Source organism: Kribbella sp. NPDC048928 (genome assembly GCF_043197975.1).
Taxonomy (GTDB): domain Bacteria; phylum Actinomycetota; class Actinomycetes; order Propionibacteriales; family Kribbellaceae; genus Kribbella.
Genome location: NZ_JBICUC010000008.1, coordinates 325,174 through 347,068 on the forward strand (window position 1 = coordinate 325,174; position 21,895 = coordinate 347,068).

Annotated in this window: 18 protein-coding genes; 13 read left to right on the forward strand and 5 right to left on the reverse strand. The window is 69.5% G+C overall.

Going from position 1 to position 21,895, the window contains the following annotated elements:
- The first annotated feature begins 23 nt into the window (after nt 1–23).
- From ACGFI6_RS32250 to ACGFI6_RS32275, 6 genes are all read left to right on the forward strand, one after another.
- Nucleotides 24–623, forward strand: coding sequence for a sulfite oxidase-like oxidoreductase (locus tag ACGFI6_RS32250; RefSeq protein ID WP_393125286.1), 600 nt, complete (start codon nt 24–26; stop codon nt 621–623).
- Complete coding sequence (locus tag ACGFI6_RS32255; RefSeq protein ID WP_393125288.1) at nt 593–1,342, forward strand: ferredoxin reductase; 750 nt, start codon at nt 593–595, stop codon at nt 1,340–1,342. The genes ACGFI6_RS32250 and ACGFI6_RS32255 overlap by 31 nt, the downstream gene beginning before the upstream one ends.
- Nucleotides 1,339–1,575 (forward strand): DUF6510 family protein, encoded by a 237-nt coding sequence (locus tag ACGFI6_RS32260; protein WP_393125290.1) that lies wholly within the window; start codon nt 1,339–1,341, stop codon nt 1,573–1,575. The genes ACGFI6_RS32255 and ACGFI6_RS32260 overlap by 4 nt, the downstream gene beginning before the upstream one ends.
- Nucleotides 1,576–1,616: 41 nt before the next feature.
- Nucleotides 1,617–4,364 (forward strand): ATP-binding protein, encoded by a 2,748-nt coding sequence (locus ACGFI6_RS32265; RefSeq protein ID WP_393125292.1) that lies wholly within the window; start codon nt 1,617–1,619, stop codon nt 4,362–4,364.
- Between the two features lie 63 nt (nt 4,365–4,427).
- Nucleotides 4,428–5,876 (forward strand): dihydrolipoyl dehydrogenase family protein, encoded by a 1,449-nt coding sequence (locus ACGFI6_RS32270; protein ID WP_393125295.1) that lies wholly within the window; start codon nt 4,428–4,430, stop codon nt 5,874–5,876.
- 5 nt (nt 5,877–5,881) lie between these two features.
- Entirely contained in the window at nt 5,882–6,166 is a 285-nt protein-coding gene (locus tag ACGFI6_RS32275; protein ID WP_393125297.1) for a hypothetical protein, read from the forward strand.
- Here ACGFI6_RS32275 and ACGFI6_RS32280 read toward each other — a convergent pair.
- The gene (locus tag ACGFI6_RS32280; RefSeq protein WP_393125299.1) at nt 6,144–8,810 is read right to left on the reverse strand and encodes an AAA family ATPase; all 2,667 of its coding nucleotides are present in this window, start codon (nt 8,808–8,810) and stop codon (nt 6,144–6,146) included. The two genes, ACGFI6_RS32275 and ACGFI6_RS32280, sit on opposite strands and share 23 nt — an antisense overlap.
- A 129-nt stretch (nt 8,811–8,939) precedes the next feature.
- Complete coding sequence (locus ACGFI6_RS32285; protein WP_393125301.1) at nt 8,940–9,419, reverse strand: redoxin domain-containing protein; 480 nt, start codon at nt 9,417–9,419, stop codon at nt 8,940–8,942.
- A 232-nt stretch (nt 9,420–9,651) separates the two neighbouring features.
- Here ACGFI6_RS32285 and ACGFI6_RS32290 point away from each other — a divergent pair, with 232 nt between their 5' ends.
- From ACGFI6_RS32290 to ACGFI6_RS32310, 5 genes are all read left to right on the forward strand, one after another.
- Complete coding sequence (locus tag ACGFI6_RS32290; protein ID WP_393125303.1) at nt 9,652–11,949, forward strand: CehA/McbA family metallohydrolase; 2,298 nt, start codon at nt 9,652–9,654, stop codon at nt 11,947–11,949.
- Complete coding sequence (locus tag ACGFI6_RS32295) at nt 11,949–12,350, forward strand: hypothetical protein (protein WP_393125305.1); 402 nt, start codon at nt 11,949–11,951, stop codon at nt 12,348–12,350. Before ACGFI6_RS32290 ends, ACGFI6_RS32295 begins: the two co-directional genes overlap by 1 nt.
- Before the next feature lie 66 nt (nt 12,351–12,416).
- Nucleotides 12,417–12,965 (forward strand): dienelactone hydrolase family protein, encoded by a 549-nt coding sequence (locus ACGFI6_RS32300; RefSeq protein WP_393125307.1) that lies wholly within the window; start codon nt 12,417–12,419, stop codon nt 12,963–12,965.
- The gene (locus ACGFI6_RS32305; RefSeq protein ID WP_393125309.1) at nt 12,965–13,531 is read left to right on the forward strand and encodes a DUF5134 domain-containing protein; all 567 of its coding nucleotides are present in this window, start codon (nt 12,965–12,967) and stop codon (nt 13,529–13,531) included. The genes ACGFI6_RS32300 and ACGFI6_RS32305 overlap by 1 nt, the downstream gene beginning before the upstream one ends.
- Before the next feature lie 905 nt (nt 13,532–14,436).
- Nucleotides 14,437–16,416 carry a DUF222 domain-containing protein gene (locus tag ACGFI6_RS32310; protein ID WP_393125311.1) on the forward strand — a complete coding sequence of 660 codons (1,980 nt, stop codon included), beginning with the start codon at nt 14,437–14,439 and terminating at the stop codon, nt 16,414–16,416.
- Nucleotides 16,417–16,507: 91 nt separating this feature from the next.
- On the opposite strand, the gene ACGFI6_RS32315 is transcribed toward ACGFI6_RS32310, so the two are convergent.
- Genes ACGFI6_RS32315 through ACGFI6_RS32325 form a run of 3 tightly spaced genes read right to left on the reverse strand, consistent with a single transcriptional unit; the run spans nt 16,508 to nt 18,971 of the window.
- Nucleotides 16,508–17,317 (reverse strand): aminoglycoside 6-adenylyltransferase, encoded by an 810-nt coding sequence (locus ACGFI6_RS32315; RefSeq protein ID WP_393125313.1) that lies wholly within the window; start codon nt 17,315–17,317, stop codon nt 16,508–16,510.
- 55 nt (nt 17,318–17,372) lie between these two features.
- Nucleotides 17,373–18,167 (reverse strand): alpha/beta hydrolase, encoded by a 795-nt coding sequence (locus ACGFI6_RS32320; RefSeq protein ID WP_393125315.1) that lies wholly within the window; start codon nt 18,165–18,167, stop codon nt 17,373–17,375.
- Nucleotides 18,168–18,182: 15 nt separating this feature from the next.
- A complete protein-coding gene (locus tag ACGFI6_RS32325; protein ID WP_393125317.1) occupies nt 18,183–18,971 on the reverse strand; it encodes an SDR family NAD(P)-dependent oxidoreductase in 789 nt (262 codons plus the stop codon).
- An 87-nt stretch (nt 18,972–19,058) separates the two neighbouring features.
- Between ACGFI6_RS32325 and ACGFI6_RS32330 the strand changes: the two genes are divergently transcribed.
- Together ACGFI6_RS32330 and ACGFI6_RS32335 are read left to right on the forward strand one after the other, a co-directional pair.
- Entirely contained in the window at nt 19,059–20,162 is a 1,104-nt protein-coding gene (locus tag ACGFI6_RS32330; protein WP_393125319.1) for a LuxR C-terminal-related transcriptional regulator, read from the forward strand.
- Between the two features lie 60 nt (nt 20,163–20,222).
- Nucleotides 20,223–21,890: a DUF4091 domain-containing protein gene (locus tag ACGFI6_RS32335; RefSeq protein ID WP_393125321.1), complete on the forward strand. Its 1,668-nt coding sequence runs from the start codon at nt 20,223–20,225 to the stop codon at nt 21,888–21,890.
- Nucleotides 21,891–21,895: the final 5 nt, after the last annotated feature.

Consider the following 21,895-nt stretch of genomic DNA (forward strand, 5'->3'; position numbering starts at 1 on the left):
AAACTGCAGCGAGGAGAGCGGCGATGGCGGTCACGCGGGGCTTCCACGGTCGGCGGACGACGGCCGACTCGGACCGGGTGCCCCCCGGTCAGTACCTCACGAAGGAGTTCCCGGTGCTGTCGGCCGGACCGACGCCGCGGGCCGAGCTGGACTCGTGGCAGTTCACGATCCAGGGTGCGGTCGACCATCCGGTCTCCTGGTCGTGGCAGGAGTTCCGGGCGTTGCCCCGGGAGTCGTTCACCGTCGACATCCACTGCGTGACCAAGTGGTCGAAGCTCGACACGATGTGGTCCGGCGTCTCCCTCGACACGTTGCTCGCCGCGGTCGGCACCACCGCGCCGTACGCGCTGGCCTACTCCGACGGCGGCTACACGACGAACCTGCCGCTCGACGATCTGCGGGGCGGCCGGGCCTGGATCGTCGACGAGTACGACGGGCAGCCGCTGCCGGCCGAGCACGGTGGACCGGCTCGGCTGCTCGTGCCGCACCTCTACTTCTGGAAGAGCGCGAAGTGGGTGCGCGGGCTCGACCTGCGTCCGTACGACGAGGCCGGTTTCTGGGAGATGTTCGGCTATCACAACTACGGAGACCCGTGGAAAGAACAGCGTTACAGCGGCGACTGAACTGGCAGACCGGCCGGGTGGTCGACACCGTCGTCGAGACGCCGCGGACCAGGACCATCACGTTGGCGGTTCCCGAGTGGATCGGGCATCGGGCGGGGCAGCACGTCGACGTCCGGCTGACCGCGCCGGACGGCTATCAGGCGCAACGGAGCTACTCGATCGCGTCGGCGCCCGAGGACGAGCACCTGATGCTGACGGTCGAGCGGCTCGACGACGGTGAGGTCTCGCCGTACCTGGTCGACGAGCTGCGGGTCGGGGACGAGCTCGAGCTCCGCGGCCCGATCGGTGGCTATTTCGTCTGGGACGACGACCTGGGCGGGCCGTTGTTCCTGGTGGCCGGTGGATCCGGTGTGGTGCCGCTGCGCGCGATGGTGCGGCACCATCGCGCGATCGGGAGCCGGGTGCCGGTACGGGTGCTGTGTTCGGCGCGGTCGCTGGAGCTGCTGATCTATCGCGAGGAGCTGATGGAGATCGCGGCGTACGACCCGTTCGATGTCTCGGTCACCCTGACCCGCGAGGAGTCGGACGGCTGGCACGGGTACCGGCGGCGGATCGACGACGAGCTGCTGGCCGAGGTCGCGTGGACGCCCGACGAGCAGCCGCTCACCTACATCTGTGGCCCGACCAGCTTCGTCGAGACGGCGGCCGGGGCGTTGGTTGCCCGCGGCTACGACCCCGGACGGATCCGGACCGAGCGCTTCGGAGGGACAGGATCATGACGGCTCTGGACGGGAACGCGGTCGCCGGCGTCCTCGAGGACGTGTTCGGCCGGGAGATGACGACGGCCGATTACGCCTGCGTGGATTGTGGACGCACCGGGATGGTGGCCGAGCTGGCCGTGTACGTCGGCGGGCCGGGGATCGTCGGCCGCTGCCGATCGTGCGACGCGCTGCTGCTGGTGATGACCGAACGCCGGGGGATGTACTGCGTGGACGCGACCGGCGTGATCTGAGGCGCGCGTCGTACAATCCGCAGACGGGTGGATCGGCTTCGATGCGGACGGCGGCTGTGGTTTTGCAGGGTCGGCAGGACGAGCGCCGGCAGCTGGACGGGCTTCTCGACGCCGTCCGGGCCGGGCGGAGCCGCAGCCTGGTGCTGTGCGGGGAGGCGGGGATCGGCAAGACCGCGCTGCTCGACCAGTTGGCCGAGCAGGCGGCGGACTTCCGGATCGCGCGGGTCTCCGGCCTCCAGGCCGAGATGGAGCTGGCGTTCGCGGGCCTGCATCAGCTCTGCCGGCCGTTCCTGGACCACCTCGACGTGCTGCCGGCCCCGCAGTACGAGGCGCTCGCGGTGGCGTTCGGCCTACGTGCGGGGGAGCCACCGGACCGGTTCCTGATCGGACTCGCGACGCTGAGCCTGCTGGCCGAGGTGTCGAAACGGCAGCCGCTGCTCTGCGTGGTCGACGACGCCCAGTGGTTCGACACGGCGTCGCTGCAGACGCTGACGTTCGTGGCCCGGCGGATGGTGGCGGAGCGGATCGCATTGGTGTTCGCCGCCCGCGATGGCACGAACAGCTTCGAAGGTATCCCCGAGCTGCTGCTCGAGGGGCTTGGGGACGACGACGCACGGGCGTTGCTGCGGCTCGTACTGGCCGGACCGGACGATCCCCGGGTGATCGACCGGATCGTGGCCGAGACGCGCGGGATTCCGCTGGCGTTGCTCGAGTTGCCGCGCGGCCTGAGCCCGGCGCAGCTGGCCAGCGGGTTCGGGCTGCCCGGCGCGCAGTCCGTACGGGCGTCGGTTGAGGAGAAGTACGTCGACGTACTGCGTGAACTCCCCGACGACACGCGACGGCTGCTGCTGGTCGCGGCCGCCGAACCGCTGGGCGACGCCGTTCTGACCTGGCGGGCCGCCGAAGCGCTCGGTGTCGGGCTCACTGCGGCCGGTCCTGCTGAGGCCGCGGGGCTGGTGCGGTTCGGGACCCGGATCGAGTTCCGGCATCCGTTGGTACGGTCCGCTGTCTACGCTTCGGCAGCGCCCGACGAGCTCCGTGCCGCACACGCAGCACTGGCCGCGGCGACCGACCCGGTTCTGGATCCGGACCGGCGTACATGGCACCGGTCGCAGTCCGTGGCCGGTACCGACGACGAGGTGGCGGCGGAGCTGGACGAGTCGTCGAGCCGCGCTGAGAGTCGTGGCGGTGTCGCGGCGGCCGCGGCGTTCATGGCGAGGGCAGTCGAGCTCAGCAGCGACACGACGGACCGCAACGAACGAGCGATCGCCGCCGCCCGGGCGTATCACCAGGCCGGCCGGACAGACGACGCGTTGCGGCTGGTGGCGATCGCGGAGGCAGGCCGGCCGGACGAGCGCGGGCGAGCACGCATCGATCTGCTGCGCGCGCAGATCGCCTTCACCGCGAACCGCGGCAGCGACGCGCCGCCGCTGCTGTTGCGCGCGGCTCGGCGGTTCGAGGCGTTCGATGTACCGGTGGCCAGGTCGACGTACTTGGATGCGCTGCTGGCGGCCATGTTCGCGGGCGAGTTCCTGTCGGCGGGGTCCCTGCGAGAGGTCGCCGAGGCGGCCCGCGCCGCACCTCGTCCGGCGGGGCCGGAGACGTCCGCAGACCTGCTGCTCGACGGGTTGGCGATCCGCTTCACCGACGGGTACGCGGCGGCCGTGGCACCGTTGGCGAAGGCATTGGCCGCCTTCCAGAACGCCGACCTGCCCGCCGACGAGTTGCGCTGGTTCTGGCTCGCCCACATCACGGCCGGGAACCTGTGGAACGAGCAGACCCTCGACAACGAGAGGCATCTCGTACGGGCGCGTGAGCTGGGCGCGATGGAGACGCTGCCGCTGGCGCTCAGTGTCCGCATCGGTGCGTACGTGATGAGCGGTGAGCTCGACCGGGCGGCCGATCTGGTCACCGAGCTCGATGCCGTGAACGATGTGACCGGTCTGCCGATGGCACCGTACGGCGCTCTGCTGCTGGCCGCCTGGCGTGGACACGAACGGCGGGTGCGGACGCTGATCGAGCGCAGCGAGGCCGAGGCGCACCGGCGCCGCGAGAGCTTCGGCCTGATCATCACCGCGATGGCGTCGGCCTTGCTGCACAACAGCCTCGGCAGGTACGAGGAGGCGTACCGCGCGGCTTTCGATGCCGCGGCCCGGCCGCCGGTGATGGGTGTCGAGCCCTGGTCCGTGCTCGTCGAGCTGGCCGAGTCCGCCGTACGGACCGGTCGTCGGCAGGAGGCACTGGACGCGTGCGAGCGGCTGCGAGCGACAACGCAGGCCACGCAGACGTCCTGGGGGCTCGGTATCGAGGCCAGGTGCCACGCGCAAGTGGTCGCCGACGACGAGGCCGGAGACCTGTACCGACAGGCGATCGACGAGCTGTCGAAGACCCGGATCACCGGCGAACTCGCACGAACCCATCTGCTGTACGGCGAGTGGCTGCGTCGATCCGGCCGCGCCACCGAGGCACGTACCGAGCTGCGGACCGCGCACGGCGAGTTCATCCGGATGGGCATGCGGGCGTTCGCGGAACGGGCCGCGACCGAGCTCCGCGCCGCGGGTGATCCGGTGAGTACGCCGCAGTCGGACCTCCCCGAGGTGCTGACCGCGCAGGAGGCGCAGATTGCGCGCCTGGTTGCGGACGGACTGTCGAACGCCGAGATCGCGGCCCGGTTGTTCCTGAGTCCACGCACCGTCGAGTGGCACTTGAGCAAGGTGTTCGCCAAGCTCCAGATCACCTCACGCAGGCAGCTGCGCGGACAGCAGCTGCCGATCCCGGGGGAGGACTGACCGGGGTGTAGCCCAGGGAGTCCTACTGAGGCGAAAGGTCACGCAGCGCGGGACAGTCAGGCTGTGACCAGTTCAGCTGAGGTACGGCAAGAGTTCGACGTGATTGTGATCGGCGCGGGACCCATCGGCCAGACCGTGGCCGACCGGGCCCGGTCCGGCGGACTGAGCGTCGCCGTCGTGGAGCGCGAGCTCGTCGGCGGCGAGTGCTCCTACTGGGCGTGCGTCCCGAGCAAGGCGATGCTGCGACCCGTCGTGGCGGTCGCCGAGGCGGTCAGTGTGGACGGTGCCCGGGAGGCGGTGACCGGCGCGATCGATCCCGCCGGCGTCTTCGGCCGCCGGAACCGCGCTGTCACCGACTGGGACGACAGCGGTCAGGCGAAGTGGGTCGAGAACATCGGCGCCACCCTGGTCCGCGGCCACGGACGTCTCGACGGCGTACGACGGGTCGCGGTGACCACGCCCGACGACGAGCTGGTCCTGCTCAGCGCGCGGCAGGCGGTCGTGATCTGTACGGGGAGCCTTGCCGCGGCACCCGACCTGCCGGGGATCGCGGAGATCGATCCCTGGACCAACCGGCACGGCACCGACAGCAGCCAGGTTCCGGAGCGGCTGGCGATCATCGGCGGCGGGCCGGTCGGCGTGGAGATGGCCACCGCGTGGAACGGGCTCGGATCGACGGTGACGCTGATCGCCCGGGAGCGCCGGCTGCTGACCCAGATGGAGCCGTTCGCCGGCGAGTTCGTGGCCGAGGAGCTGGAGAAGTCGGGGGTGACGGTCCGGACCGGGACGATCCTCGAATCGGTCCGGCGGCCGGGCGGCACCGGACCCGTGACGCTGATGCTCGACGACGGCGGGAAGGTGGAGGCCGACGAGGTGCTGTTCGCGATCGGCAGGATCCCGCTCACCGGCGACATCGGCCTGGACACGGTCGGTCTGGCACCGGGTACGTGGATCGACGTCGACGACACCTGCCGGGTCCGCGGCGTCAAGGACGACTGGCTGTACGCGCTGGGTGACGTCAACCACCGCGCACTGCTGACGCACCAGGGCAAGTACCAGGCCCGGATCGCCGGTCAGGCCATCATCGATCAGGCCGCCGGCCGGCCACTGGACACAGCTGCCTGGGGCCCGCACATCACGAGCGCGGACACAGCCGCCGTACCCCAGGTCGTCTTCACCACTCCGGAAGCGGCATCGGTCGGTCGGACCGCGGACCAGGCGGCCGCCGAGGGCTTCCGGACCCGGGTCGTCGACATCGAGATGGGCGAGGTCGTCACCGGCGCCAAGCTGTTCGCCGACGGCTACCGCGGCCGGGCCCGGATGATCGTCGACGAGGACACCCGCACCCTGCTCGGTGTCACGTTCGTCGGTCCCGGGGTGACCGAACTGCTGCATTCGGCAACGATTGCGGTCGCGGGGCAGGTGCCGATCGACCGGCTCTGGCACGCGGTGCCTTCGTTCCCGACCATCAGCGAGGTGTGGCTGCGGTTGCTCGAGGCGTACAGGGGCTGAGGACGATGACCGTCGATTGGAGTCCGGTGACACCGGCCGAGGTGGTCCGGGCGATCGAGGAGTACGACAGCCTCGGTCCGGAACGGTTCTTCGCCGTGCACGGGTACGCGCCCACCACGACCTACGACCTGGTCCGCGACGACCGGACGTACCCGCCGAAGGCGATCCTCGGGACCGCCTACGAGCTGGCGACCGGGAAGCGGCTCGCGTCCGCTGATTTCGAGGGCGGGAAGTCCGGTGCCGTGAAGGTGCTCGGAGAGCTCGGGTTCACTGTTGCAAGGCGTGCATGAGGCTGCGGCGGGAGCTGATGCCGAGCTTCTCGAACACCTTGTGCAGGTGATACTCGACGGTGCGCGGGCTGAGGAAGAGCCGTCTGCCGATCTCGGGGTTGGTCAGACCCTGCCGCGCGAGGGCGGCAATGCTCGACTCCTGCGGGGTCAGCTCCGCGTGCCGATGGACCTGGCGGCGCGCCTTCTCCCCGGTGGCCAGGTGTTCGCGGTGAGCGCGTTCGGCGAACGCGCTCGCCCCGATCGCCGTCAGGCTGTCACGAGCCGCCAACAGCTGGGTCCGTGCGTCCGCCCGGCGGCCTTGACGTCGGAGCCATTCCCCGTAGACGAGTTGCGCCCGCGCCAGATGGACGACGATGCGGCTCTTCGACAGCCGCTCGAGAGCCTCTTGGTACGCCGGCTCCGGGTTCTTCGCGAGCAGGGCGCGTGAACGAGCCTCGATGCCGAGGGCCCACTCCGTTCCGCTGCTGTGCGCCCGTTCGGTCAGCTCGTCGAGTGCGCTCTTGGCGGCGGCCTGCCGTCCGGTCCGTGCGGCTGCCTCGATGAGCTCGACGAGCCCCCAACCGGTGAAGCCGAGCAGGTCGTGGCGGACGGCGGCCGTGGCCGCAGTGAGCGCGGCATCGTACCGGCCGAGGCCGTTGTTGAGTACGGCGGCTGCCAGGTCGGCCGCTGTCAGCAGTTGGCCGTCGCCGCGATCGGTGGCGTCGCGCCGAGCGCGATCGATCGCGGTCAGGGTAGGCCCTTCCGCACCACGCCAGGCCCGAAGCACCACTGCGGCGGACGCCTGTGAGGGCGCGCGGGTGGTGGTCTCGAGAACCTGGATCCGGTCGGCCAGCCGCTGCGCCTCGGCGAACCGCCCGAAGTGGATCTCGGCAAGGCAGCTCGTGGACAACGCGTGCGGAAGGGTGGCGAGGTTCCCGGTTGCGTCGGCGTCCTGCCGCGCTTTTGCGGCCAGCTTCGACCACAGGCCGTCGTCCCAGAGATCGGCGGCGATCCGCGCGCTGATCCATGGCTTCCCGGTGTCGGTGGCCAGTGCGGGTGCCAGCAGGTCGCGACCGGCTGCGTAGCCGCGGCTGAACCGGGCGGCGAGGCCGTTCAGAAGGTCGGCGCCGTCGTCGGCCGGCACCTTGTTCGCAACGGCGTCCGCGCCAGGTCCGAACGGTCCGGCGGACTCGGCCGCCAGGAGTGCTTCGAGGAAGGCGTCCGGTGTCGCGGCATCCTGGGCAGCGCGGAGCAGTTGCTCGGCCGCCTCACCGTTGCGCTTCTCGGCGAACGACAGGCGGGCCAGTTGCCAGTCGAGCTGTCGCCGGCTCTCCTCGTCAGGGTCGCCCAGGACAGCCGTCGTCAGCATCTGGCCGGCGGCCGCCGGCAGGCCGGCGTCGAGCTTGGCCGCGGCGGCGGCCAGAGCACGCCGGGTACGGAGCTCCGGATCTGTCGTCAGTAGCGCCGACCGTTCGCTGAACGCGGCCGCACCCGCGACTCCGCAGCGTTCCCGCGCCGTGCCCACGCACCGCTCGAGCTCGGTCGCGAGGTCATCGTCCACGCCGGCCGTGGCGCTGGCCAGATGCCACATGCGCCGATCCCCGGCTGTCGCTGTGTCGGTCGCCGCAGCCAGTGCCCGATGTGCCAGGTCGCGCTCAGCAGCACTGGCCGCCCGGTACGCCGCGGCGCGGTGGACAGGGTCGGCGAACAGGATCTGCGCGCCGAGGCGGAGCCAGCCCTGGTCTTCGAGCACCGTCGCCGTCCGGCGGCTCAGCCCGATCGTGTCGACGGCCCGCCAGAACAGGACGGGATCGCCGGTCGGATCGGCCGCGGCCAGGACGAGCATCCGTCGAAGGTCCGCGGGCAGGCTGTGGAGCCGTTCGAGGTAGGGGTAGAGCGCGTCGGGGGACAGGCGCTCGATACCGTACCCGCCGGCGAAGGCCGCACACGTAGTGGCGTTGGCCGCGGCGAGGACCGCGCGTGGACTGCCGTGCACCTCGGCGGAGATCCGGCGCAGTACGGCGTCGTCGACGGCTCCGAAGGTTGCCGATCGCAACAAGTCGTGCGCCTCGTGGATGCTGAGCTCGCCCAGGTGCAGCCCGTGGAACTCGCTGAACGCGTCACTGGCGTCGACGTCGTCGGACAGCAGCACCGCGATCGGGTGGTCGTCGAGCCGGCGGAGCGCGAACGCCAGTGCGCGGGCAGAGGCAGGATCGAGCCACTGGGCGTCGTCGACGATGTAAAGCACCGGTTGACGTCGTGCCGGTGCGGTGAGGATCGCATGAGTTGCGAGGCCGACGAGGTACGGATCTGCCGCGCCGTCGGAGTTCCGGAACGCGGCATCGAGTGCCGCTCGGAGCGGTGCGTCGAGGGCATCCAGATCAGCCTGGACGTCCGTACAGAGGAGTTGCAGACCGGCGTACGGGAGGTCCTGCTCGGCGCGGACGCCGGTGAACCGTCGTACCTCCAGGCCGTGGGCGCCGGCTGCGGCCAGATCGAGCAGAGTGGACCGGCCGGAGCCTGGAGCTCCACACAGCACGAGGACCGACGCTTTTCCGGAGCGTGCGTTCCGGATCTCGTCCTCGAGCCGGCTCAGCTCGGCGCCGCGACCGACAATCTCCGGATGCGGTCCGCCGGTGGGGTTGTGGAAGGCCTGGTGGGTCACCCTCTCAGCCTGTACCGGGGCGACGTGGTCGCGGACCCGGGGCGAGCACGGGTTGTGCCCCGGGTCCGCACGGCAACACCACAGTTCAGGGCACAGTGCACGGCACAGTCCTGAGCTGCGATGCGCCAGTCATCCGGCGTGTTCTTGCACGTAGCGCACCAGCCCGGCCACGTCCTCGGGGACGAGCCGGCCGATCGCGCCGCTGGAGTAGACACTGACCACGACCTTGCCGTCGGGGTCGAGAACGAAGCCGGTGGACTGCAGGTACTCCGGGTCCGGGTTCACGAACGCGCCGGTCAGCGCGGACACTGCGGTGGCGTCGGCCCCGTACCCGACCGGGAACTTGAGCTTGTGCTTCGCGATCACGTCCACCGTGGCGGCCTCGTCGTCGACCGAGAGCGCCGCGACCCGGACGCCTACCTCGTCGAGTGGGCTCGCCGCGCGCTGGAAGGCCCGGAGTTGCGCGTTGCAGTACGGGCACCAGGATCCGCGGAAGAACAGCATCACGCCGTAGCTGCCGGCGAAGTACTCCGGGACGGTGATCTTGTCGCCGCCCGGGACGGCGAAGGTCAGCTCCGGGAAGGTGTCGCCGGGGTTGAGTAGCTGCATCAGGGGGATCTCCTCAGGTCGCTGCGATGCCTGCGCGGCGCTCCGATTCTGCAGTGTTCGTGCGCGCCTCGCCTCCGGCAGCCCCCTGGGCGGAGTCCCCGGTGTAAACCCCGGGCCGGTCTAGTCGGCCGGTGCTCGATCGCGGTCGAGGACTACTTCGCCTGAACAAATGGATTCGCCGCCGGGCTCGTCGCCGGTAGGCTCGGCCACTGGTCTTCGACGAGGAGGTCCCGTGTTCCAGCCACTTCTGGCGTCTGCGACTCGAGCCGTTGAGAAACTCCGCGACATCGGCGAACCGCTGCCCGACGACCTGACCAGCCAGCTCGCGAAGCTGGCCGACGACACCCAGACCGACGACGTCCGGGCTGCCAAGCTCGACGAGCTCCTCCGCCCGTACGTGCTGGCCGAGGCCGAGATCGACGAGCAGGGCCTGACCATGGCCCGGCGGGGTGCCGCCCAGCCCCGGCTCGTGCAGCACGGGTGGCGCAGCTTCCTGGTCCGGATCGCGAACCCGTACGGCCTGCTCGGCGACCTGTCCGCGCCGTCGAACCATGTGCTCGGGATGATTGACTACCACAGCCATGCGGCCCGGATCGCGCTGGCGGACACGCTGACCGTCGTACCGCGGATCGCGACCAGCTGGCTCGAGGTGAACCTCGCCGGCCCGACCGACGTCTCAGGGGTGGACGTCGAGTACAAGGTCATCAGCCTGTACAGCCGCGCCGGCGGCACCCGGCAGGGCGAGCTGACCTTCGTCCTGACGGTCGAGGAGGCGTTCGAGACCGTCACACGTTCGGCGGGCCGGCAGGCGTACAAGCGGATGAGTTTCGAGAGCAGGCAGTACGGCGCGAAGTACGACTTCGACTGCCTGCCCGCCCGTGACATCAGGCTCGACGTCCGGGAGCCGGACGGCAGCACCAGCGTCGCCGCGCTGACGATCCGCGACTCGCAGCGACGGTCCTACCCGTCGAAGACGATGCGGCTGGCGCCGGACATGTTCTTCCACGATCACGTCTACCGCGCCACCGGTGAGATGCTCACGCTCCCGCACGGCCGGTACGTCGTCTCTGCGCGGCGTGGCCCGGAGTACCGGGAGGTCAGCGTCGAGGTCGAGCTGTCGGCGGTCACCGAGTCGATCGCGATCGAGCTGGATCGGTGGACCGATCCGGCCGCGCACGGCTACTACTCGGGCGATCCGCACATCCACGCCGGCGGCTGCTCGCACTACAGCGTGCCGTCCGAGGGCGTCACGCCGGAGACGATGATCCGGCACGTCCGCGGCGAGGGGCTCTGGATGGGCAGCGTGCTCACCTGGGCGCCGTGCTACTACCACCAGAAGCAGTTCTTCAGCGGCTCGTCGATCAGCCCCCGCGCCGAGCTGGAGTACCCGGCGATGCAGCAGGCGCAGGGGATGACCTGGGACCCGCAGGACACCGACCGCGACGGCCAGAGCATCCTGCGGTACGACCTCGAGGTGTCGGGCTTCCCGTCCAGCCACTCCGGCCACGTCATCCTGCTCGGCCTCACCGACCAGGATTATCCGGGGACGAAGATCATCGAGGACTGGCCCTCGTTCAACCTGCCGGTGATGCGCTGGGGTCACGACCAGAACGCCCTCGTCGGGTACGCGCACTGCGGGCTCGGTCTGGACGTCGGTACGGACGAGCTGCCGAACCACGTGATCCCCGGATTCCAGTCGATCGGGTCCAACGAGATCATCGTCGACGTACCGCTCGGTGCCGCCGACTTCCAGTGCGGCGCCGAGTTCACCCCGGCCGCGGAGCTGAACATCTGGTACCACCTGCTGAACGTCGGGTACCGAACGCTGATGCTCGGCGAGACCGACTACCCGTGCATCTACGACGACGGTCCCGGGGTCGGCCGGACGTACGTGCGGCTGCCCGAGCCGCCGGAGGGCGACCAGGCCCTGGAGTCCTGGCTGGGTGGACTCAAGGACGGTGCGTCGTACTTCGGGGACGGCCGGAGTCACGTGTACGACTTCGCGGTCAACGGGTCTGCCGATCGTGAGCAGGCAGTCGACGCCGCGGGACCAGCGCGGGTCAGTGCGACGGTCGCGGCGTGGTTGCCCGCGGATCCGCCGGCGGCGCCTGCGGCCGGTCAGCCGGTGTACTCCGCGCCGGTCGGCTGGCATCTCGAGCGGTCGCGGATCGGGCAGTCCCGCAACGTACTCGTCGAGGTGCTCGTGAACGGCGTACCGGCCGGGTCGGTGGGGCTGCTTGCCGACGGCAACGAGCATGCCGTGGAGTTCGAGGTGGAGCTGGAACGCTCGTCGTGGGTCGCGGTACGGATCCTGCGCAGCGTGCACACCCAGCCGATCTTCGTGGAGATTGCGGGGCAGCCGATCCGGGCGTCGCGGCGGAGCGCGCAGTGGCTGCACGATTCGGTCGACGCGCTGTGGAAGGCGAAGTCCGGATTCATCCGCGAGACTGAGCAGGCGGCGGCGCGCGAGGCGTACGACGCCGCGCAGGCGACGTACCTGGTCCGGCGGGACGAATGCGAGGTGGACTGATGGCGCAGGGTTGTTGCGATCCGGTCGACACGACGGCGGCGCTGTCGGTCACGATCAACCCGGAGGCCCGGGTGAATGTCGCCCGCACCGGCAGCCGGGTGGCGAGTCTGGCCGCGGGCGAATGGCACACGATCGAGTTCCCGGTCGTCAACACCGGGTTCGTGACCGGCGTACTGGTGATCGACGGCGACCCGGTCCCGGGCATCGAGCTGGACCTGCCGGATCACCAGCTGACCGGCGAACCGCGCCAGGAGGGCGGCTTCCGGGTGCGCTTCGACGCACCGACTATCGTCGACATCACCCTCACGTTCCGCGCACTGGGCTCGCTGGGCGGCCTGGCAATCCACAGCTCGCTGCACCTCCTGCTCCGCTCCCACGCGGTCCCCGTCCCGCTCGGCTGAGGATGTCGAGAACCACGGCCCGGCTCCGACGTTCCTAGTGTCAGACCACCGAACAGGGAGCCGGCCGTGGCGAAGCAAGTCGTACTGTTCCACTCGGCCCTGGGGCTGCGCGCCGTCGAACACAGCGCCGCCCGGCTGCTGCGTGCCGACGGGCACGAGGTTCACCTGCCGGATCTGTACGACGGGCGGGTCGCAGCGGATCTCGACTCCGGTCTGAACCTGATGCGCGAGGTCGGCTGGGACGCGATCTGCGACCGGGCGCGCATCGCCGTACGGGACCTGCCGGACGACACCGTCTTGATGGGCATCTCGATGGGCGCGGGTGTCGTCGGTGAGATTTGGAAGGACCGTGCGGCACCCGGTGCGGTCGTCCTGATTCACGGTCACACGAGCGTCCCGCCGACGCCCTCGGCGCGTACGCGGGTCGAACTGCATGCCGGGAGCAACGATTCGTTCGTCGAGCTCGCGCCGTGGACGCGCGCGGCGGCGGGCTTGGATCAGGTTGTGTGGGAGTACCTAGGCGTTGGGCACTTCTTCACCGATCCGGAGTCGCCCGACTATGACCCCGGTGCTGCTGAACTGCTGTGGGAGCGTGTGCGGGCGGCGGTGCGGTGATGATCGATCGAGGTTGGCTGGCTGGTCTCACCGTGATTTTCGGCGCGACTGGACTGTACTGCCTGTGGAGGTTGGCCGTCGGGCGCGGCCGGGGGATTGAAACCGTTGTCGACGTGAACCATGTGCTGATGAGCCCGGCGATGGTGGTGATGCTGTGGTGGCCCGCGGACGGGGTTGCCCGCTGGGTGCAGGTGGCGGTGTTCGGGGGAGCGGCGGTCGTGTTCTTCCGTCAGCTGGCCGGTTCGGTCGAAGTGACGGCGCGAACGGGCGCGCTGCTGCACGCCGCGATGAACTTCGGCATGGTGTGGATGCTGCTCGCCATGCCCTCCCTCATGCCGAACCACGGCGACCTGGCCATGGACATGACGCGCTCCCATCCTCTCGTCGGCGTCCAGGCCTGGACCGCCATGCTCACTGGGGTGGTCGCCGCATCACTCACACTGGCCGCGGCATGGTGGCTCCTCCACGCCGTACGCTCCCCAGGCCATCGCATCCTCTGCACCTGCCACGCCCTCGCAACAGCCGGCACCGCAGTGACCTTGGCCCTCATCAGCCCCGGCCTCTGACTCGGCCGGCACACGGTCGGCACTGTTATGTCTCAGGACATCGGTGACAAATCTGTATCAGGACATCGGTGACGCTTCCGGGGCACTTGGTGGTGACACTTCCTCGGCCCGGCGTGCAATGCATGTCCTTCCGGATCTGCCGATGTGCGGCCGTTCACCCGAACTGCCTATCAACCGCGCAAGGCCCCGTGGCACCCTGCGGGCATGGATCTCGAGTGCCGACGACGCCACCGACCCGTCAAGGTCTCCGCAGCACAGTTCGAGGTCTTCGAGCGGGTGCACTACGTGTGCTTTCACTACGAGTTCGAGCATGGTGAGTTTGACGTAGACGGGGAGTGCACAGCTGGTGGATGCCCTTCCGCCTCTCTGGCGAAGGGCCGGGATCGGGTCATAGCAACGGCCGTGAACTCGTTGAAGAGGCGGCCTTGGGTGCGCCGTGGACAAATGCAGCGCTCCACGAGTACCTCGAAGCCTTCGCATCTTGGCTTGCCGATTCGGGCGGCTACTACCTGAATCGACGAACCGTACCGCCTGGCAACGGCTGGGAAGTCGTAAACGATGCTCTCAGGGCCGCGACAGTCTACGAGTGATCGCACTGCCGACGAGAGTGACGCGCGGCCAAGCTGATGTGCGCGCGTCAGTGCCAGCCGAACCGACGGAGCGTTAGATCGATCTCCTGGTCGCTGGCGTACCACGTCCAAGAGCGCAACTCGACCAAACGGATCAATCCGAGGAGCGCAACAGGATCGTCCGCGACGTACTCCTCGTCACCCCTGTGCGCGACGACTCCGTCTCCATCGGCGGCAAGTTCGAAGCCGAGCGACTCGATGGCCAGGATGGCCGGAACGACACACTCGGTCGGCACACGATTGTGCCTGTTCGAATATTTGTTCTAATATAGGCGCATGACAGTGGCGATCGATCCGATGCAGGGCGAGCCGGCGTGGCTCACGCCCGCCGCGACTGGCCGGATGACTGCTGAACTGTCGGCCGAGACAGCCACGATTGAGGCCGCCGGTGGACTCGTGCCACCCGCTGACCTGTGCGACCCAGACGGTCCCGATGGTGCGATCGATCCGTGCTTCGTGGACTGGCAGGACCCATATGACGATATGTACGGCGACGCGTACGGACTGCCGGCGATGTCGCGGATCGACGCACTGGAGTGGGAGCTGTGGGCCGGAGCCGAGCAAGACGAAGCCGAACGGGTCATGCTGCGGCTGAAGGCGCCCGCCTGGGTGTCCCTTCCACCCGGCGCCGAGCTCGCCGCCGAACTGGACGAGCTGCGTCCGGGCTGTGAATCGCCGGTCGCGCTGATCGAGGCGATGAAGGCCGCGGCCCGGATGGAAGCCTGGGCCGCGTCGATCCGGACCGAGACGATGGCAGCGTTCGTCCGGCAACGCAAAGCTCAACTGGACCGGATCCCGCGCCCGGCCCAGATCGACTCGTCGGGCCGTCCGATCGACCCCGAACGCTCCTGGACCGCCGAGATCGGGGCCGCGTTGCACCTGTCGAAGGAGACCGCAGCCCGGCACATCGACACCGCGCTGCACCTATCCGGCACCCTCGCCGCGACCCGCACCGCGTTGCGCTGCGGAGCCCTGAGCCTGGCCAAAGCCCTGTCGATCTCCGAGGCGACCCGCAGCCTTTCGCCGGACGCCGCTCGGACGGTCGAGGCTCACGTGCTGCGCCGCGCCGCCGGTCAGACCCACAGGAACCTCGCGGCCTCGCTGCGCCGCCAAGTCGCCAAACACGCCGCCGAGGAAGAGTCCGACCAGCACCGGCAAGCCGTCACCGAACGGACCTGCAAAATCGTGCCCCTGCCCGACGGCATGGCCGGTCTGTGGGTAGTCCACACCGCCGACAAGATCCAGCAAATGTGGATCGCCGTCCAAGCCCTGGCCGACCTCACCAAACGCGCCACCCCCAGCACCCCCACCACCCCCACCACCCCCACCACCCCCGCCACCCCCGCCACCCCCGCCACCCCCGACGCCACTACCGAATCCCTGCACGCCACTACCGAATCCCACGACGCCACCCCCGGAGCCGCCACAGCCGGCACCGAAACCAGCTCAGCCATCACCCGCAGCGAGTCCTCTGACAACGCTCACCTGGCCGAGCCAGCTGAGCCGGACCAGCCCGCTGGATCGACCCGTCCAGCCAGGCCGGGCAACTCGACCGGTTCGGCCTGGCCCGGCGCCTCGGCTGGATCAGCTGAAGTTGGGGTGGTCAAGGACGAGCGGACCGCGCCTCAGCGCCGCGCGGACGTGGTCGCGGACCTGTTCGGGCAGATCCTGCACAACGGACTCGACTGGCTCGGCCGCCGGCTACCCGACCAACACCGCAGACGCCCCCACATCGAAGTCCTCATCCCCATCACCACACTGATCGGGATGGACGACGACCCCTGCGAACTCACCGGTTACGGCCCCATCCCCGCCACCATGGCCCGCCGCGTCGCCGGCGACGGCACCTGGCGCCGGCTCCTCACCGACCCTGCCAACGGCACCGTCCTCGAGGCCTCCACCACCCGCCACGACCCCGGCGTGCTCGTGACCGAAACCCTCCTCGCCCGCCACCCCACCTGCGCCTGGCCCGGCTGCAACCGCACCTCCCGGACCTGCGACCGCGACCACGCGATCCCGTTCGCACAATCCGGACGCACGAGTCTGTCCGGGATGGTGCCGTACTGCGAATACCACCACGTCATCAAAGACACCCCCGCCTGGGGATGGAAGACCACTGCCCACGCCGACGGCTCCGTCACTCTCACCACCCCCACCGGCCACCGCTACACCACAGTCCCACCCGCCCGCGGCCCCATCGCCCATCCGCCACAGCAACCCCAACGACAGCCATCGGACGACCCAGCACCCTTCTAACACACCTGCGTGGGCCGTCGGTTCCTGAGCCAGGAGGTCAGGAGGTCAGGAGGGCAGGAGGGCAGGGGTCAGGGGGCAGGAGGTCAGGAGATCAGTTGGTCAGCCAGGGGCCGATGATGGGCTCGGTACGTTCTGCGACCTTTGCGACGAATGCGGTCGGCCACTCGACGCCCGTACGTTCGCACAAGCTCCGCGCGACGGGCGTGAAGTGCTGTGCGCAGTACTGGTGAACGGCGAGCACTGATTCCTCCGTCGCCTCGATGCTCGGCACCTGGGCGACAACGGTGTAATGGTCGTCCGGCAGGAGGCGCCGCAGGTACATCGCGCCGCCGCGATCCTCGACGGCGACCAGTTCCTGGAACGCGTCGATGAGCATCTGGCGCAGCAACGTCGATCCCGAGGCACCGACCGCGAAGTCGGACCTGCCGAGAACGATCGGCAGCATCGAGAGAACGCGAAAGAATTCGGGCACCAACCTGCGGACGGTCGCAGGTGACGGCTCCGTGAGCGGCAGTCGCTCGGGCAAGCGTTCGTAGACGCCTGTCCGGTCGAACAGCACCTTGACCGTGCTCTGCGAGCGCTGGCCGATCGACGCCTCGGTGGTCGCGACCACGTCGTACCGGACCCAGTCGTTCGTGATCTGGTTGAAGAGCCTGGAGGCGCCGAAGTCGAACGCTCGGTCGTAGACGAGCGGCGCCGCCGAGCCGCGGTTCGCGGTCCAGCGCTGCGCAACCTCGTCCAGCCGTCCTTCGCCCGCCACGAGCAGGAAGTCCACGTCACTGCACTCGTCGTCCGCGTCACGTCCGATGCTGCCGGTCAGCAGGAGTGCGTCGACGTCCTTGTCGTCGGCAAGCACTCGGTGGACGTTTTCGATGATCTGGCGCTGCTCGGGGCCCGGCATCGGCCCATCATAGGAGCCGGGCCCCGGGCGCTGCGCCCGAGGCCCGATCCACGTGTCAGTTGACGTTCTGGGTCTTGAGCCAGGTCAGGACTGCGTCGGCGACGTCCTGCCAGCCGTTGTCGATGGTGAGGGAGTGGCCGCGGCCTTCGAACTGCTGGAGCTCGGTGACTGCGGTCGAGTCCCGGTACTGCTTGAACGTCGACCTGGTGACGACGTCCGGGACCGTGTGGTCGGCGGTGCCGGAGATGAGCAGCAGCGGTCCGCGGGTGTTGTTGCCGGTCTCGACCGCGGCCTGTGCGTGCATGACGAAGTTCGCCGCGGCAGCCTGGAACAGCGGGCGGGCCGGGGACGGGATCGTCCAGCGGCGGTACAGCTCGGCGGACTCCTCCTCGCTGACGGCGTTGCCGAAGCCGTACCGGAACTCCTTCTCGGTGAGCGCGACCGAGCGGTGCAGGTTGGCCGGATTGCCGAGCGCCGGCAGGCCGGAGCGCAGCTGGGCGAGCGGGAGTGGCAGGACGCCCTTGATCTGGGCTGGGTCGATCGCGACGGCCGCCGCACCGTGACCCAGGCCGAGCAGCTTCTCGGCGAACAGACCTCCGAACGAGTGCCCGATGATGACCGGCGGCTCGTCGAGTTCGCCGATCAGCTTCGCGTAGTGCTCGGTGATCTCGTCGATGCTGAGGTCGGCGACCGCGTCCGGGTTCGCCCGGGCCTCCTCGACAGTCGGCGCCTCGTGCGGCCAGCCTGGTGCGACGGGCCGGTAGCCGGCCGCGGTGAAGTGCTCGATCCAGGGCTGCCAGCTGGTGGCGTGCAGCCAGAGTCCGTGGATGAAGACAACCGGTGTTGGCATCTGTACTCCTGGGTGTCAGATCGTGGTGACGAGGCCGCCGTCGATGACGAAATCGGCGCCGGTGACGTTGGCTGCCCGGTCGCTGGCGAGCAGCAGCACGAGGTCCGCGACCTCGTCCGGGCGGGTGAACCGGCCGGTGACGCTTTCGGAGGCAGCGCCCGCCTGGATGTCGGCCGCCTGGGTGCCCTGCACCTTGGCGAGGGTGGCGGCGACGCCGTCCTTCCCGAGCCAGAGATCGGTCTCCACCGGACCGGGACTGACCGTGTTCACCCGGACGCCGCGGGGGCCGAACTCCTTCGACAGCGACTTGCTGAGATTGGCCAGCGCGCCCTTCGCGGCGCTGTAGTCGATGACCAGCGGATCGGGCAGGAACGCGTTGACCGAGCTGACCGTGACGATCGAGGACCGGGACTGCCGGATCAGGTACGGCAGCGCTGCGCGCATGGTCCGGACCGCGGCGAAGAAGTTGATCGCGAAGACGTCCGTCCAGTCCTGGTCGGTGACCGAGAGGTACCCGTCGGGCCGCGGACGGACGGCGCCGACGTTGTTGACCACGATGTCGAGCTGTTCGTACTGTGCGATCGCCTCGGCGACGAGCGCTGCCGGGCCGGACTCGGTGGTGAGATCGACACGGACCGGATGCAGCCGCCAGCGTTCCGCGAGCAGGTCCAGTTCGGGGCTGCCGCGGAGCGACCCGGCGACCACGAAAGCGCCTTCCTCGGCGAGCGCCCGGGCGATCGCCAGCCCGATGCCCTTGCTCGCTCCGGTGACGACGGCGACCTTCCCGGTCAGATTGAGGTCCATGGCGGAAACGCTAGGTCGCGGGAGCCGGGATCCACCCCACGTGAACGCGTAGTCTCGATGCTGGGGAGAGGGAGGGAGAGGGAGGCGGTGGAACCTGCACTGCGGCATGTCTTGGCGCGGGTGGAGAACAGCCCGTTCCGGAACGAGCCGATCGACGCTGCCGTACTCGCGTCCTGGCATCGTTCCGCCGCGGCCGGGCTCGAGCCGGAGCTGATTCATCCGCCGTACGACGCGGACGTCGACGACGGCAGCAGGCTGCACTGGGCGGCCGCGCCGGCCATGACGGCGGTGAGCGCGGATCTGCCCGACCTGCGCAGTGCGCTGCTGCTGACCGACCGGCGCGTCCATGTGATCCAGCGCTGGACGCGAACGCCCCGTACGGCGCTGCAGATGGATGCGGTCGGCGCCGCGCCGGGGTTCTTCTGCGACGAGGCTGTCGTCGGGACGAACTCGATCGGCCTCGCGGCGAACACCCGTGGCGCGACCTTCGTGCGCGGGTTCGAGCACTACGCCGACGCGTTCACCCGGCTCACCTGCGCCTCACGGGCGGTCCTCGACCCGTTTACCGGTCAGGTGCTCGGCGTGGCGAACCTGACGATCGCGGAACCCGCGCCGTGGGAGTTGATGGCTGCGTTGGTCGGCCGGATCGTTCACGAGACGCAGCAACGGCTGCTCGACGAGGCCGGCGGCCGGTCGGTCGCGCTCTACGAGAACTTCCTGCAGGTCCGTCGACGTACCAGAGGTCCCATCGCCGCGATCGACGGCAGCGCGCTGTACGTCAACGCGGCGGGCAGCAGGTGTGTCGCCTCCACGGATCGGGAGGCGCTGTGGGCATGGGCGCGGCAACGCGTCAGTACTCAGGAACCCGCCGTCGTGCACCTGCCGACCGGGCCGGTCGTCGCCCGCTGCGAGGCGATCTACGACGGACCCGAGTTGGTCGGGGCGATCGTCCGCTTCGCGCCGGCGGCCCCCGACGAGCCGGCCGGCCGTGCGGCGTGGGCGCGCCTGACCGACTCCGAACGCAGCGTCGCCGAACTCGTGGCGGCCGGACTCACCAACCGCGAAACAGCCGCCAAACTCTTCATCTCCCCGCACACCGTCGACTACCACCTCCGCCACATCTTCCGAAAACTCCACATCGACTCCCGGATCCAGCTGGCCCGGCTCACCAATCAGCCCACCACCCTGTAGGCAGCGGGTCCATGGTGTGGATCTGTGCTCGTTGGTGCGTGAAGTTGGGTTGTATGCTCCATGATCACGCATTGGCTGGAAGGAGTGGTCGGGGTGTGGGAGTTCGTTCTGTGTGATGCGCTGGCGCGGGTGCATCCGGTGCGGGATCCGCGGCCGGTGGCTGCCGAGACCCGGTTCCAGGCGTTTCTGGGGGAGCCGGCGTCCTTCCAGCTTGCGTACCGGCCGCCGCTCGACTCGGCCTTCCGGGACTCGAGTCCGCTGCAGGTGCGGGTCGAGGGGGATGCTGCCGACCTGGTCGCTGTGTCGTGCGTGGAGCTCGTGCCTGCTGCGTACCTCGCGCTTCCGGGACACGATGACGGGTACGAGTGGGACGAGCCGGGGTTGTACCCGGACGTGCTGCGGCCGGTGTCGAACGGCGAGGCGCCCGTTCTGTTCGGGTCCTGGCGCGCGTTGTGGTTCGACGTCACCACGACAGACCCCGCGCGGGCCGGAGTGCATGAGCTGACGGTCGTGATGAATTCGGCGGACGGCTCCGAGCTGCACCGGGTGCCGGTCACGGTCGAGCTCACGGGGATCGAGCTGCCGCCGCTCGACATCGTGTCGAGCCACTGGATGCATCTCGACTCGCTCGCGGACCACTACGGCGTCGAGGTGTTCAGCGAAGAGCACTGGGCGATCGTGGAGCGCTTCATGGCATCCGCTGCGACGATGGGTGCGACCTCGCTGCTCGCACCGGTGTGGACGCCGCCACTCGACACCGCGATCGGTACGTGCCGCACGGTCGTACAGCTGATCGAGATCACGGGGACCGCGGACGAGTACCGCTTCGGCTTCGATCGGCTGCGGCGCTGGCTCGAGCTGTGCAGGCGTACCGGAATCACTGGAGTCGAGGTCGCACATCTCTTCACCCAGTGGGGAGCAGAGGCAACGCCGGGGATCGTGGTGAACGGCGAGCGCGCGTTCGGATGGGACGTCGCCGCTACCGATCCGAGCTACCGCGAACTGATGGAGGCGCTGCTGCCCGCGCTACAGACCGTGCTCGACGAGGAGTGGGACCGCGACCACGTGGTCTTCCACATCTCGGACGAACCGTCGGGGGAGAAGGGGCTCGCCAGCTACCTCGCCGCGAAGGCCGTCGTCGCAGATCTGCTGAAGGGCTGGACAGTCGTCGACGCGCTCAGCGAGCACTCCTTCTACACGTCAGGCGCCGTGCCGGTGCCGGTCGTCGCCACGAACCACGTCGAGCCGTTCCTCGCCGAACGCCCGGAACGTCTCTGGGTGTACTACTGCGTCAGCCAGGACCGCGACGTCGCGAACCGTTTCATCGGCATGCCGTCCGCGCGCAACCGGGCGATCGGGCATCAACTCTTCGCGTCCGGGGTGGACGGCTTCCTGCACTGGGGCTTCAACTTCTGGTACTCCCGGCACGCCGTCCGCCGGGTGAACCCGTTCGAGGACACGTCGGCCGGCGGTGCCTTCCCTGCCGGCGACCCCTTCATCGTCTACCCCGGCCCCGACGGAACCCCCTGGCCGTCGATCCGGCACCGCGTCTTCGCGCAAGCAATCTGGGACCACCGCGCCCTCCAAGCCGTCCGCACCGCCCACGGCAACGAAGCCGCCCTCGACACCATCGACCCCACCCGAACCCTGCGCTTCAACACCCCCGTCCTCGACCCCCAGCACTACTACGACTCCCGCCAACGCCTCACCAAAGCCCTCACGGACTGACTCGG

Coding starts and splice junctions, on each gene's coding strand:
- ACGFI6_RS32315 (WP_393125313.1), bottom strand. CDS start 17,317: ATGCCGGGCCCCGAGCAGCGCCAGATCATCGAAAACGTCCACCGAGTG.
- ACGFI6_RS32305 (WP_393125309.1), top strand. CDS start 12,965: ATGATCGATCGAGGTTGGCTGGCTGGTCTCACCGTGATTTTCGGCGCG.
- ACGFI6_RS32260 (WP_393125290.1), top strand. CDS start 1,339: ATGACGGCTCTGGACGGGAACGCGGTCGCCGGCGTCCTCGAGGACGTG.
- ACGFI6_RS32275 (WP_393125297.1), top strand. CDS start 5,882: ATGACCGTCGATTGGAGTCCGGTGACACCGGCCGAGGTGGTCCGGGCG.
- ACGFI6_RS32295 (WP_393125305.1), top strand. CDS start 11,949: ATGGCGCAGGGTTGTTGCGATCCGGTCGACACGACGGCGGCGCTGTCG.
- ACGFI6_RS32310 (WP_393125311.1), top strand. CDS start 14,437: ATGACAGTGGCGATCGATCCGATGCAGGGCGAGCCGGCGTGGCTCACG.
- ACGFI6_RS32320 (WP_393125315.1), bottom strand. CDS start 18,167: ATGCCAACACCGGTTGTCTTCATCCACGGACTCTGGCTGCACGCCACC.
- ACGFI6_RS32250 (WP_393125286.1), top strand. CDS start 24: ATGGCGGTCACGCGGGGCTTCCACGGTCGGCGGACGACGGCCGACTCG.
- ACGFI6_RS32265 (WP_393125292.1), top strand. CDS start 1,617: ATGCGGACGGCGGCTGTGGTTTTGCAGGGTCGGCAGGACGAGCGCCGG.
- ACGFI6_RS32285 (WP_393125301.1), bottom strand. CDS start 9,419: ATGCAGCTACTCAACCCCGGCGACACCTTCCCGGAGCTGACCTTCGCC.
- ACGFI6_RS32325 (WP_393125317.1), bottom strand. CDS start 18,971: ATGGACCTCAATCTGACCGGGAAGGTCGCCGTCGTCACCGGAGCGAGC.
- ACGFI6_RS32335 (WP_393125321.1), top strand. CDS start 20,223: ATGATCACGCATTGGCTGGAAGGAGTGGTCGGGGTGTGGGAGTTCGTT.